Origin of the sequence: Georgenia sp. Z1491, from assembly GCF_049856175.1 — a bacterium.
GTDB lineage: Bacteria > Actinomycetota > Actinomycetes > Actinomycetales > Actinomycetaceae > JB111.
In genome coordinates, this window is the sequence record NZ_JBNDNA010000004.1 from 242,462 (window position 1) to 254,963 (window position 12,502).

12 protein-coding genes are annotated in these 12,502 nt (G+C 73.7%); 7 read left to right on the forward strand and 5 right to left on the reverse strand.

Features of this window, described 5'->3' with window-relative positions; translation table 11 throughout:
- Positions 1–69: 69 nt before the first annotated feature.
- Entirely contained in the window at positions 70–828 is a 759-nt protein-coding gene (locus ACPYO4_RS06330; protein ID WP_425708368.1) for a hypothetical protein, read from the forward strand.
- A 54-nt stretch (positions 829–882) separates the two neighbouring features.
- Here the strand turns inward: ACPYO4_RS06330 and ACPYO4_RS06335 are convergent, their stop codons facing one another.
- The 4 genes from ACPYO4_RS06335 to eccD form a co-directional block, all read right to left on the reverse strand.
- On the reverse strand, positions 883–2,283 hold the full coding sequence (locus tag ACPYO4_RS06335; protein WP_425708369.1) for an FAD-dependent oxidoreductase: 1,401 nt from the start codon (positions 2,281–2,283) through the stop codon (positions 883–885).
- Between the two features lie 81 nt (positions 2,284–2,364).
- On the reverse strand, positions 2,365–3,753 hold the full coding sequence (locus tag ACPYO4_RS06340) for a S8 family serine peptidase (RefSeq protein ID WP_425708370.1): 1,389 nt from the start codon (positions 3,751–3,753) through the stop codon (positions 2,365–2,367).
- A complete protein-coding gene (gene eccB, locus ACPYO4_RS06345; protein ID WP_425708371.1) occupies positions 3,750–5,198 on the reverse strand; it encodes a type VII secretion protein EccB in 1,449 nt (482 codons plus the stop codon). The genes ACPYO4_RS06340 and eccB overlap by 4 nt, the downstream gene beginning before the upstream one ends.
- Complete coding sequence (gene eccD / locus ACPYO4_RS06350; RefSeq protein WP_425708372.1) at positions 5,199–6,539, reverse strand: type VII secretion integral membrane protein EccD; 1,341 nt, start codon at positions 6,537–6,539, stop codon at positions 5,199–5,201.
- Positions 6,540–6,921: 382 nt separating this feature from the next.
- Between eccD and ACPYO4_RS06355 the strand changes: the two genes are divergently transcribed.
- From ACPYO4_RS06355 to ACPYO4_RS06380, 6 genes are all read left to right on the forward strand, one after another.
- Positions 6,922–7,221, forward strand: a complete 300-nt coding sequence (locus ACPYO4_RS06355; protein WP_425708373.1) for a WXG100 family type VII secretion target — start codon at positions 6,922–6,924, stop codon at positions 7,219–7,221.
- Between the two features lie 35 nt (positions 7,222–7,256).
- Positions 7,257–7,553, forward strand: a complete 297-nt coding sequence (locus ACPYO4_RS06360; RefSeq protein ID WP_425708374.1) for a WXG100 family type VII secretion target — start codon at positions 7,257–7,259, stop codon at positions 7,551–7,553.
- 136 nt (positions 7,554–7,689) lie between these two features.
- Positions 7,690–8,067, forward strand: coding sequence for a hypothetical protein (locus ACPYO4_RS06365; RefSeq protein WP_425708375.1), 378 nt, complete (start codon positions 7,690–7,692; stop codon positions 8,065–8,067).
- Positions 8,068–8,097: 30 nt separating this feature from the next.
- Positions 8,098–9,978, forward strand: a complete 1,881-nt coding sequence (locus ACPYO4_RS06370; protein ID WP_425708376.1) for a hypothetical protein — start codon at positions 8,098–8,100, stop codon at positions 9,976–9,978.
- Between the two features lie 76 nt (positions 9,979–10,054).
- The gene (locus tag ACPYO4_RS06375; protein WP_425708377.1) at positions 10,055–10,411 is read left to right on the forward strand and encodes a hypothetical protein; all 357 of its coding nucleotides are present in this window, start codon (positions 10,055–10,057) and stop codon (positions 10,409–10,411) included.
- Positions 10,412–10,447: 36 nt separating this feature from the next.
- A complete protein-coding gene (locus tag ACPYO4_RS06380; RefSeq protein ID WP_425708378.1) occupies positions 10,448–11,308 on the forward strand; it encodes a hypothetical protein in 861 nt (286 codons plus the stop codon).
- On the opposite strand, the gene ACPYO4_RS06385 is transcribed toward ACPYO4_RS06380, so the two are convergent.
- A protein-coding gene (locus ACPYO4_RS06385) for an IS3 family transposase (RefSeq protein ID WP_425708379.1) occupies positions 11,253–12,439 on the reverse strand; the annotation gives its coding sequence in 2 pieces (ribosomal slippage) (positions 11,253–12,160 and positions 12,160–12,439; 1,188 coding nt in all). The two genes, ACPYO4_RS06380 and ACPYO4_RS06385, sit on opposite strands and share 56 nt — an antisense overlap.
- Between the last annotated feature and the right edge of the window lie 63 nt (positions 12,440–12,502).

Here is a 12,502-nt window from a genome sequence, read left to right on the forward strand (position 1 = left end):
CGCACGCCCGGTGCACGGAGCCCCTCCCGACGCGCGTCGGGCACGGCGGCGCCGACCTACTCTGGGTGCGTGCCCCACGATCCCTCGAGCTACGGCGCCGCTCCCCGCCCCGGCCGCCGGTCGACGGACCCCTACTCGAGCGACCTGGAGTCGATGCGCACGGCCGCCGACCACTCCCCCTGGGCCCCGGTCGCCACCGCCGCCGACCACGCGCACCCTCGCGCGGCCCCCGGGGTGGGGCGTCACGCTCCCGCGACGTCGTGGACCTCGCTCCGGCCGAAGGTCGGTGCCACGCTGCACGGTCTCGTGCGGATCGGACGCTGGCTCATGGTGCCCCTGATCGTGATGTTCGTCGTCGGCGTCGTCCTGCACTCGCGGATGAGCGACGGAGCGACGGACGTGCCGCTGGACGGGACACCGGTGACGATCGAGGTCGAGCGCGGCTCCGACGTCTGGCTGTGGGCACCCGAGCAGGCCCCGGCCGTGAGCTGTGCCGGCACGGACTCCGCGGGGCTCGGCCTCGACCCGCGCTGGCTCCTGCGACAGCTGACGAACGACGACCACGTGTCGACCCACGTCATGCCCAGCGGGTCGACCGGCACGTTCGAGATCGTGTGCGAGCCCGCCGAGGAGACCACCCAGGCCGCACCGCAGGCGACGGAGCACGCCCGCGTGGCACCGGCGCCGTCCCCCCGTGCCCTCGCCGCCTTCTACCTGCTCGCGCGCGCGAGCACCCTGGGGACCGTCGTCGTCGCCGCCGCTACCGCCGTCCTGTGGATCGTCTGGGGGATCCTGCGCGCGGCCCGCGTCCTGCCCCGGCTGCGCTGACTCCGGGTACCTGACGACGCCGGCCCGGGCCGGACCGGCTCAGCCCGGACCGGCTCAGACCAGCGGGCCGACGTCGTCGTGCCCGCGGGCGATCTTGGTCATCGCCTCGCGGGCGACCACCTTGACGCGCTCGCGCACGTGGGCGTCGGTCTCGCCGAGGCGCCGCTCGAAGGCGTCCAGCGTCTCCCAGCCGACCCAGTCGGTCCAGGGCACGCCCGCGGCGTCGAGCTCGGCGGTCAGGCCCTCGCGGCCCGCGCGCTCCGGGCCGGCGCCGACGACCCCGGCCCGGGCGTCCTCCACCACGTGGCCGATCGTCTGCTGCGCGTCGGACTTGGTCGAGCCGATGAGGCCGACGGGTCCGCGCTTGATCCAGCCCGTGACGTAGACCCCCTGGACGGTCTCGCCGTCCTCGCCCAGCACGCGGCCCTCGACGTTGGGGATGATCCCGCCGCGCACGTCGAACGGGAGGCCGTCGATCGGGGCCGAGTAGTAGCCGACCGCGCGGTAGACGGCCTGCACGGGCGTCTCGACGAGCCGGCCGGTCCCGCGGACCGAGCCGTCACCGGTGAGCTCGGTGCGCTCGGTGCGCAGGGCGGTGACCCCGTCCTCGGGCGAGCCGAGGACGGCCGCCGGGGAGTGGAACAGGTGCAGGTGGATGCGGCGCGAGGCGGTGAGCGTCGAGGGGTCGCGCATCGCGAGGTCCATCAGCGTGTTGACGACCTGCTTGGTCTGGTTCGAGGAGCGGATCGCCTCCTCCGAGCCCTCGTCGAAGTGGAAGTCCTCCTCGTCGACGAGCAGGTCGACGTCGGGCACCTTGGCGAGCTCGCGCAGCTCGAGCGGCGTGAACTTCACCTGGGCGGGCCCGCGGCGGCCGAACAGGTGGACGTCCGTGACGGGCGATGCCTCCAGGCCGGCGACGACGTTGGCCGGCACCTCGGTGCTCATCAGGTCCTTCGGGTGCTTGGCCAGGATCCGTGCGACGTCGAGCGCGACGTTGCCGACCCCGAGGACGGCGATCTCGCGCGCCTGGAGCGGCCACGTGCGCGGCACGTCCGGGTGGCCGTCGTACCAGGAGACGAAGTCTGCGGCGCCGTGGACCCCGGGCAGGTCGACGCCCGGGATGTCGAGCGGGACGTCGGCGTCGGCGCCGGTGGAGACGATGACGATGTCGTAGAGCTCGCGCAGCCGCTCCAGGCTCACGTCGCGGCCCACGGCCACGTTGCCCAGGAGGCGCACGTCGCCGCGCGAGAGTACCTTCTCCAGGGCCCGGATGATGGCCTTGATGCGAGGGTGGTCGGGCGCGACGCCGTATCGCACGAGCCCGAAGGGGGCCGGGAGCCGTTCGATGAGGTCGATGCGGACGTCCAGCCCCGAGGCGGAGAGGATGTCGGCGGCGTAGGTGCCGGCGGGTCCGGCCCCGACCAGGGCCACGTGCAGGGGGCGTGCGGCGGTCACTGCGTCCTCTCGGCGGGCGGGATAGGTCCGCGGGCCAGTCTACGGCGGCGGCGCCCGCGGCGAACGGCGGTCCGCGTGAGGTCAGCCGCGCCGGCGGGGCGCCTTGGCGAGCAGACCGGCCCCGCCGACGACGACGAACGCCCCGAACACCCACCACGCCGCGGTGCCCCGGACGGCCTCGAGCGGGTCCTCGGGCCGCTCGGGCACCGCGACGAAGGTCGGTGCGTCGACCGACGGCGCCTCGTGGACCGGGCTCGGCGGCCCCGGGGCTGCGCCGTCGTCGACGAACGACAGCGCGTCGTAGGGCGCCACGCTGCCCCAGCCGAGGAGGTCGTCGCGCTCGCCGGGGACCGTGCGCACGGCGGTGACCATGAGCCGGTGGGCCCACTGCGCCGGCGTCTCGTCGGGGTACATCGAGGCGACCAGCGCGGCGGAGGCGGCGACGTACGCCGTCGCCCAGCTCGAGGCGGCCTCGCCGCCGCCACCGGTGTAGCACTCCTCGCCGGTGACGTACGCGTAGTAGGCGGGGTCGCCGGGCGCCGCGATCTCGACGTGCTCGCCGGGGATGGAGTCGTCGGTCGCCTCGCCCTCGATCGTGGTCGCCGTCACCGCCAGGGCGCCGGGGTAGGCGGCGGGGTAGCGCGGTCCCGGCGTGTCGTCGTCGGCGGTCCGCGCGTTCCCGGCGCTCGCCACGACGAGGGAGCCCGCCGCGCTCGCGTGCTCGACGGCCTCCCGGAGCTCGGGGACGTCTGTGGGGAGGGACATCGAGACCGAGATGATCTGCGCGCCCTGGTCGGCGGCCCAGCGGATGCCCTCGGCCATGCGCCCGACGTCCGTGCCGTAGCCGGCCTCGATGAGCTCGTCGTCCTCGGTGGTGACGTAGACGCGCACGGGCAGGATCTGGGCCTCGGGAGCCAGGCCGACCACGTGGGTGCCCTCGGGGTCGCGCGCGGCGATGAGGCTGGCCGCGGCGGTGCCGTGGAAGTGGAAGTCGGTCCGGCCGTCCGAGCTCGACAGGGGCGGGCCCTCGGTGACGGTCTCCGAGCCGGGCACGGTGCCCATGGAGTCCAGGCCCGGCAGCACGGCCTCGTCCGCCGGCAGATGCGGCTCGCTGGGCGCGACCCCGGAGTCGACGACGGCGACGGTCACGCCCTCGCCGCGGGACAGCTCCCACGCCTCCTCGACGCCGAGGGCCGGGAGCACCGGCGAGGGCTCGGTCGGTATCTCCTCGGGGGTGCAGGCGTCGGGCAGCTCGGCCCGCCAGACCGGTCCGATCCGGGCCCGGGACGGGTCGACCGTTGTCGCCTGCACCTGGCCGGCCCGGCCCGGCGACGCCTCGGCGGGCGCGCCCGGGGCGCCGGAGACCAGGAGCGGGGTGGCGAGCACGGCGGCGCCCGCCAGGACCGCCGCCAGCGCACCTCCGGGCCGATCGCCACGACGCCCCCGCCCGTGCGCGTGCCGACCGGTCACGAGCCGTCGCTCTCGGTCTCGCCGCCGGAGGGCGCCTCGGTCCCGGTGCCGGCCCCGCTCTCGGACTCGTCGCCGGGTCCGCCGAGCGCGGGCAGGTCCAGCGGCTGCAGCCCCGGTCCCTGCGGGAAGAGCCGCACCCACGGGCTCGGAACGGTCGTCCGGTCCTCCAGCTCGTAGCCGAGCATGCCGAGCGTCTCGCCGCGGGCCCCGAGCAGCGGGTAGGCCCGGCCGGTCTCGTCGATGAAGAAGTCGGCCGTGAGGAGGCCGCCGCCGCTGCCGGAGACGAGCGCGCCGGCGCCGCCCTCGACCGTGACGGTGTCGTCGGCGACCTCGGGGATGTCGTGGCCCGCGACGAGCGCGGAGGAGTCGGACTCGTCCATCGCTCCGGCGACGAGGCGGGCACAGGGGGTCGCACCGTCGGTCGCGGTCACGGCGCCCGCGATCTCGTCCGGCCAGTCGGCGGGGTCGGCGTCGTCACCGGAGGGCATCTGACCGAGGTCTCCGGCGCTGACCGCGATGGCCTCGCTCTCGAGGTGTTCGCCGTCGCCCAGCCGGTACATCTGGTAGCCGACGTCGCTCAGTGGGTGGAGCTCCCCCGACGCGCCAAGGATGTAGTACGAGACGTCGTCGCCCTCGCCCATGGAGACGGCCTGTCCGGCGGGGACGTCCTCCAGGCCCGGGAGGGGCTCCGGCATCGGCTCGCCCGCCCCGCTCGTGGCGAGCGGCTCCAGCGGGGCGCCGAGGGCGAAGAGCTCGAGCCAGGCGGCGGACGTCTCGGGGACCGGCGCCGCGTCGAGCCGGAGCGCGCGGACGATCTGCTGCTCGTGCTCGGCGTCGATCGCGTGCCGCGTGGCGCCGGAGACGAGCCACAGCGTGCCCTCGACGCGCACGACGATCGCCTGGTCCGGCGCGGGCTCGGCGGAGACCTGGGTGCCGTCCGTGTCGATCGTGGGGCGACCCAGCGCGGTCCACGACGCGCCCGAGGACGTGACGCACGAGAGCCACTCGTCGTTGACGAGGTCGCCCGGGTCCGGGAGCGAGTCCGGGGCGTCCGGGATGCCGACGGTCGGGCCGCGCGTGACGCCGGCGACCTCCTCCTGGGACAGCGTCTGGACCGTCATCTCGCCCGCACCGAGCACGAGACGTGCGGAGGCCGTGTTGAGCACCGGGTACATCACGCCCGAGGACGTGACGTAGCGGGAGCCGTCCTCCTCGACGACGACGAGCGAGCCGTCCTCCCACCCCTCCGGCTCCCCCGGGGCGAGCCACCGCGAGACGAAACCGCCCGCGAGGATGATCCCGACGAGCACCAGGCCCCCGACGACGCCGCGCCACGGCTTGCCGGGCTCGAGCTCGCGGCCGTCGGGCGCCCCCGAGACGAAGGAGGTGACGAGGCGCTGCCGGTTGAACCGCTGCGCGTCGAGGATGTCCTTGTTGGAGGCCATCTACACCACGCCCGAGGCGAACGCGGCCAGCGGCAGGACGGCGAGCACGCAGATCACCTCGAGGGTGTCGCCCACGCGCTGCAGGCCGGGCCGCGGCCCGGGGCTGAGGACGGCCATGCCGACGATCCCCACCGTGAGCGCGGCGACGGCGATCGCGACCGCCAGCCACCAGGTCGGGTGGACGACGACGACGGCGAGACCCGCCACCGCGGCACCGACGACCCCCGTGGAGGTCATGACGACGACGTCGCGCCGCGCATAGATCTCGCGCACGCCGAGGACGAACGCCACGCACACGACGAGGACCAGCGCGGTGCCCCAGATCCCGGTCGCCACCGCATGGGGCGTGGCGAGCAGGATGGCCGCCGCCCCGGAGAGCCGCATCGCGAGGAGCAGCCGCGAGCCGCGCAGGAACTCCGAGCGGACGCGGGCGGCACGGATCTCCTGCCGTTCGGCGTCGAGCTCGGCCTGGTTGCGGGGCACGGTCACGCGGATGCCGGTCATCGACAGGGCGATCCAGGGTGCCGAGGACAGCACGATGCCGGACACGGCGACGATCCCGGCGGCCACCTGGCCGGTGCCCAGGTCGGTCACCAGCGGCAGCCCGCCGAGCGCGAGGAGCACCAGGCCGACGAGGATCGGGACCGCCGCGTACTCGCGCACCGACCCGAGGAACGGCAGGGCGAGCGCCCCGACGGCGAGGACGCCGAGCCCACCGAAGGCGAGCGGCTCGCCGACCATCGGTCCCACGCCGAGGGCGAGGCCGCTCGTCAGCGCGAGCACCGCCGTCGAGCCGAGCATCGTCATGCTGGCGGCGGTCCTGCGCAGGGCGGCCAGCACGCCGGTGACGCCCAGCGAGAGCGCAGCGGCGGCCCCCGCGACCACGGGAACCAGGAGGGAGGAGTCGTCGGCGGTGAGCAGCACGACGCTGCCGGTGACGACGAGGACGAGGGTCGCCACCAGCGTCATCCGTGCGGAGTCCGCCGGGGTCCATGCCCGGTGCTGGTCCTCCACGGCGTCGGAGACGGCCTCGACGAGATCGTCGTACACGCGGCCGGAGCTGCCGGCGTCGCGCGCGACGAGAGCGAGCAGGGCGCCGTCCTCGACGCCCTGGGCCGCGAGCGACTGGTCGGGCGCGAGCTCCGTGCCGTCCGTGCGGGTGAGGCGGTAGCCGGTCACGGCGGCGCGGACCTCGAGCATCCCCAGGCGGCGGGCCAGTCCCGGCACGATCTCGGCCACGGGGACGGAGCCCGGGAGCGCGAGGTCCGTGCGGTCGTCGCCCTCGACGAGAGTCACCCGGACCACGGTGCCGACGGCGCGGCGGCTGACTGCCTGGCTCACGCGGTGCCCTCCCTCGACGCGGTGTCGTCGCGCCCCGCCCCGGGAACGCCTGCACGAGGATATCCGCAGCCGGCCACAAGCACGGCCGCGCACCGCGGTCGTCGGTCACGCCCGGCACGGCCCACGTGACCGGACGGTGACGTCCGGGTGACCGTCCGGCAACGTCCCTGGCGGGTCGCCGAACACCGCACGAACACTGGTCCCCGACCAGGCTGTATGCGTGGGGAGGTCTCCCCGAGCGGGACCGTTCCCGGCCGAGCGCCGTGGCCGTAACGTGATGGTTGTCGTCGAGAGCGGGTCTCCCGGATCGGCGGACGTCAGGCCCCGCGGGGCACCGGGTCCACCAGCGGCCCGTCCACGAGAGATTCAGCAGGAGGACACCATGGGAGCAGTAGAGGCAGGCGAGGGCGCACTCGAGACGGCCGCGTCCCGCGTCGACGAGACGAAGACCGCCGTCGACGGCGAGTTCACCAGGCTCGGTTCGCAGATTCAGAGCATCGGCGCTCAGTGGACCGGTTCGGCGGCCACCGCGTTCCACCGGGCCATGCAGCGCTGGAACGAGGAGGCGCGGCACACCAACGAGGTGCTCACCACCCTCTCCGAGAACCTGCGCGGCACGCAGTCGTCGTTCACCGCCCAGGACGAAGAGGGCAGCGTCAACTTCGGCCAGCTGCTCGGCTGACCCGACCTACCACCTGAGAATTGGGAGTTATCCAGATGAACGACATCCGCGTCACCCACGCCGCCCTCGACACCGGGGCCGCCGACATCAGCTCGGCCGGCCAGCGCATCCGCCAGCACCTGGACGACCTGCACAGCGGCACCGCCGACCTGCGCGAGCGCTTCCACGGTGAGGCCCGCCAGGCCTGGGACACCGCCAAGCACCACTGGGACCAGAACATGGAGGACGTCGACTCCATCCTCATGCTCATCGAGTCCCTCGTCCTGCGCAGCCGCGGCAACTTCGCCGACGCCGACCGGATCGCTGCCAACAACTTCGGCGGCAACGTCTGACACACGCAAGCCTCGGTCGCACCGGGACCCCTCGGTCCCGGTGCCTCCGTGGCTCTCGTGCGTCGGCACCGCAGGTACCGAGCCACCGAGCGCCCAGCCCGGTGCGGCAGAGAGATGATCTGGAGGATCCCCCGAGATGAACATCGTGCTGGAGCCCGAGGTGCTCCGAGCTCGCGTCACCTACCTCGACACCGTCGTGACGCAGCTCGCCAAGATCAACGACGAGATGAACAGCGACGGGGTCGATCAGCGGAACATGTGGTCGGAGCTGGCCACGGTCAGCCGGATCGGCTCCCCGCTCGCGACGGCGACCTTCGCGCTCGCCCGCGGGATCAACGACCTGCTCCTCAGCACCGAGGACATCCGGCAGGCGCTCGTGCGCGCCGCCGAGAACCTGGAGGAGACCGACGACGGCCTCATGGCGGACCTGGAGGCCATCGGCGAGCAGATCGACGAGGCCGCCCCCCCGCCCCCGCCCGGACCGCACGGCGGCCCCTACCCGATTCCGGTCTGACCCGAGCCAGGACGATCGAGAGCTGACGAGATGAACTACCACAAGACCGAGCCGACGATGCTCACCGAGACGCTCGCCCGGATCGACGACCTCCAGAAGAGCGGGCTGCAGGGCATCGAGCGGAACTTCACCAGCTACGCGGACCGCCTCGACGACCTCGCCTACGAGATCCGCTCCCGACGTGCGGAGCTCGGTATCGAGGGCGAGGCCGGGGATGCCGCGGGGCAGGGGTTCGACGAGCTGGAGTCCTGGGCGCGCCACCGCGCGGCGGAGTCCGAGGAGATCGGCACCGCCCTGGCGGCGGCGCGGACTGCCGGGGACGAGGCACAGGGCACCTACACGACGGAGGCCAGCTCCTGGTCGAACAACTCCGAGCGTGACCGCTGGGACGAGATGGACGAGAACGAGCAGCGCGAGCTCATCCAGCGCTACGACCGTCCCGCCGGCGAGACGATCGAGTCGCTCGACTACCGCATCGAGGACGCCATCGACCTGATCCCGGAGATCACGCCGGCGACCGGGACGCCCTTCAAGGACCGCGGCTACTCGCCCGACCGCGGCGGCACCGACGTCAACCGCTCGGGCGCGCCGCTGCCCGGTGGCGGCGGCGGCAACGTGCCCGGACCGGGCGGCGGACCCGGCGGGCACCAGCCCCCGGGGAACTACCTGCCGCCCGGGGTCATCCGGCCGCCGAGCCCGGACCCACCTGTCATGCCGCCGCCGTACGACCCGTGGGAGCCGCCCATCATCGGCCCCGAGCCTCCGGTGCTGCCCGACCCTCCGGGTCCGCGCGTCCCCGAGGTCCCCACGCTTCCGGACCCGGACCCGCCGAACGTCGACGCGCCGATGCCGACGCCGGCGCCGCCCCTGCCGTCGCCCGGCCCGGCGCCGGTGCCGAACCCGGTGCTGCCCGGACCTGCTCCGGTGCCGCCGCCCGGTGGCGGCGGTATGCCGATCCCGCCGCCCATCACGCCCGGCATGCCCGGTCCAGGTGGCGGCGGGCGTGCCCCCGGCATTCCCGGCGGCACGCCCGGCAGGCCCCCGATCCACACCATCGGTGGCCCGGGCGCCGGTCGCCCCGGCGGTGGTGCCCGCCCGATCGGCACTGGCACCGGCGCGGGCGGCCGTGGCATGCCCGGACGTCCCGGGGCGGTGGCGGGCATGCCGCCCGCCGGTCGCGGTGGAGCGGTCGCCGGTCGAGGCGGTCCCGGGGGTGCGCGCGGCGGAGCCGCCGGGACCCCCGGCCGTGCCGGCATGGTCGGTGCGCCTCCCGGAGGAGGAGCGCGCGGCGCTGCTCGCCCGGGCGTGGCCGGAGCGCCTGCCCGCGGCGCAGGAGCGCCCGGACGCGCGGGAGCCGGGGCTGCCGGTCGCACAGGCGGAGCCGGCCGGCCGGGCACGGTCGGCGCAGCTGGTCACGCACCCGGTGCCGCCGGTCGTCCTGGCGCCGCAGGTGCTGCTGGCCGTCCCGGTGCGGCCGCAGGTGCCGCAGGTCGCGGCGCGGGTGCACCCGGTGCGCGAGGTGCCGGTCGTCCCGGCACCGTGGGCGCCACCGGACGCGGCGCAGCCACGGGCACATCGGCGCCCGGACGCGGCGCGGCGGCCGGTGCGGCGGCCCCCGGTCGGGGCGGAGCCCGCCCGGGTGCTCCGGCGGCCGGCCGTTCGGGCGCAGGCGCTGCCTCGCGCGGCGGTTCAGCAGGCGCGGCCCGTGGTCCGATGGGCGGGATGCTCGCCGGACGGCCGGGAGCCAAGGACAAGGAGCGCAAGGAGAACGAGGTCGAGCACATGGACCTCGTCGACCAGCTCGAGACCGAGTCGGCACCCGCGACGGCGGCCGGCGCAGGCAAGGGCACGCGCTCGGACGCCCGGTCCGCACCCACGCTCGGCGTCGAGACCGAGAACGACGACTGGTGACCCATCGGGTCGGCGCGCCTCACGGGGCGCGCCGACCCGGCACGACGACGTCGGCTGATCAGCGGGAGGGACGACGATGGCGATCGAGCTGCAGCCGGAGGTGCTCGCGGCGCGCGTCCGGCTGCTCTCGACCACCGTCGAGGAGGTCGAGGAGATCCGGTCCGAGGCCTGGAACGGGCGCTTCGACCACAAGTCGGGGTGGTCCGACCTCTCGACCATCAACCGGATCAGCGACCGGGTCTCGGAGCGGATGTACGACGTCGGGATGGGGATGACGCGGCTGCTCCAGGACCTCGAGGGTCTGGCTCGCGCGCTCGAGGACTCGGCGGCGCTGATCCATGGGGTCGACGAGGAGACCACCGACCTGCTGACGAAGACCCGCGAGCGGCTGAGCGACATGGAGCTCGGCAACTTCAACGACCAGGACGACTGACACGAGACCGCGCAGGGGAAGGACGGCAGGCGCACCATGACGGACGAACCGACCTCGCTGACCGAGACCCTGCGGAAGATCTCGCCGTTCCAGGCGCAGCCCATCAACAGCTACACGACGACGCTCACGGGGATCGCCGAGCGTCTGCGCGGTCTCGCCGACGACCTCGCCGCCGCGTCCGGCAACCTGGGCATCGAGGGGCAGGCCGGGGACGACGCGGTCCTCGCGTTCCAGCGGGTCCAGGGCTGGGCGGAGCATCGGGCCGGGGAGGTCGACGCGATCGCGGCGGCGGTGGACTACGCCCGCGAGGCCGGCGGCTCCACCCAGACCTACTACTTCGACCTCAACGAGAGCTACACCGCGGCGCACGAGGGCGGCAACTGGGACGACTCCCGGCGGCAGGAGTACAACACCGCCGCCGGTGAGGCCATCGAGTCGCTCGACTACCAGGTCGAGGACGCCATCGCCATGCTCCCGGACATCGCCGACGGCACCGGAGACGTGCCCGGCGGCAGCGGCACGGACGTGCCCGGGGGCGGCAGTGACCTTCCCGACGGCGGCACGGGAGGTGACGGCGGCACCGGTGGAAGCGGAGGAGGTGGCGGAGGCGGCGGATCGCCTCGGCTGCCCGATCCTCCTCGCCCGCCCGATCGGCCGGACGACCCGCCCTACCACCCTCCGTACCCGCCGGACCGGCCGGAGCCGCCGTACCCACCGGACCGGCCCGACCCGCCATACCCACCGGACCGGCCCGACCCGCCATACCCACCGGACCGGCCCGACCCGCCATACCCGCCGGACCGGCCCGACGGGTCTGCTGAAGGTTTCGTTGACTTCGGGGTTAGGCCGCCAGCGCGACGGCCTGGTGGTGGACGAGTTCGTATTCAACCGGAGTGAGCTTGCCGAGTCGACGTTGCCGTCGGCGACGGTGGTAGGTCCGTTCGATCCAGTGCACGATCGCGAGCCGGAGCTCGTCGCGGGTGGCCCATCGCTTCCGGTCGAGCACGTTGTTCTGCAGCGTGGCGAAGAAGCTTTCCATCGCCGCGTTGTCCCCGGCAGCCCCGACCCGGCCCATGGAACCGATGAGGCCGCGATGCTTGAGAGCGAGCTGAAATTTCCGGGAACGAAACTGCGAGCCTCTGTCACTGTGGACGATGCAGCCAGCCACCGCGGCCGCTCCCTGGCGGCGCGCGACCGCGTCTCGTACGGCTGCTACGGCCAGGTCGGATGTCATGCGGGCATCGAGGGCGTAGCCGACGATTCTCCCCGAGCAGGCGTCCTTGACGGCACAGAGGTAGACCTTGCCCTCACCGGTGCGATGCTCGGTGATATCGGTCAACCACTTCGCATTGACGCTCTCGGCGGTGAAGTCCCGCTCGAGCAGGTCATCGCATACCGGCGGGCCGGGCCTGCCGTAGCGCTTCTTCCGTCGCACTGTGGCAGAGAAGAGCCGCTGCTGGGAGCACAGCCGCCATACGCGCCGCTCCGAGACCACGTGACCGGCGGCCTGGAGCTCGTCGGCGATGAACCGGTGCCCGAACTCCGGATCGTCGGCGTGGATGTCGTAGGCCGCATTGAGCAGATACGCCTCGTCGACGTCCCGAGCACTGACAGGGTTCGCGCGCCACTGGTAGAACCCCTGCTTGGAGAAGCCGAGCACCCGGCAGGTCACCGCGACCGGGATTCCGGCAGCAGCAAGGTCAAGGACCAGCGGGTAGATCATTTTGGGCGCGACTGCCCAGGACCGAGATTGGCCCGCGAGAGATACGCGGTCGCCTTGCGCAGGACCTCGTTCTCCTGCTCCAGCTCCCGGATCCGTTTCAGCATCCGCGTCTGCTCACCACCGTCCCCGGCGCTCTGCCCGCGAGCTGGCTCGAAGCCGCGTTCTCGCAGGCGAGACTCGTTGACCCAGGCCTGCAGCGCCGACTTCGACATCCCGAGGTCGTGACAGACCTGCTTCTGAGTCATTCCCTGATCCAGCAGCTCCAACGCGCTGGCCTTGAGCTCTTCTGAGTAGATCTTCGGCACGAGGACCATCCTCTCCGCTCCGCAGAGCAGTCAGGAAGTCAACCGAACCCTCAGCAGACCCGA